Origin of the sequence: Brevundimonas sp. UBA7534 (assembly GCF_002479325.1) — a bacterium.
Lineage (GTDB): Bacteria > Pseudomonadota > Alphaproteobacteria > Caulobacterales > Caulobacteraceae > Brevundimonas.
The window spans coordinates 2,538-2,826 of record NZ_DLMO01000165.1 but is presented as its reverse complement, the minus strand read 5'-3'; the positions used below and the strand labels follow the sequence as shown (position 1 = coordinate 2,826).

Annotated in this window: 1 protein-coding gene; it reads left to right on the top strand. The window is 70.6% G+C overall.

Annotation, left to right across the window (positions count from 1 at the left end; translation table 11 throughout):
• Positions 1 to 289: response regulator (locus B2U11_RS14010; protein ID WP_292072604.1), on the top strand; the 289-nt coding region annotated here is incomplete at both ends.

Sequence of the window (289 nt, the reverse complement as noted above, 5' to 3'; positions counted from 1 at the left end):
CACCGCGCCGCCCGCGCCGATGCGCCGGATCCGCGTCCTGGCCGTGGATGATCACGAGATCAACCGCCGCACCATCGCCCTGGTGCTGCAGCCGCTGGACGTCGAACTGACCACCGCGTCCGACGGCCATATCGCCCTGTCTCTGCTGGCCCAGCGGCCCTTTGACGCCGTGTTGATGGACGTCAACATGCCGGGAATCGACGGCAACGAGACCACGCGCCGCCTGCGCGTCTCGGGCGGACCCAACGCCGCGACACCGGTGATCGGGTTCAGCGCCGGCACCGAGGCC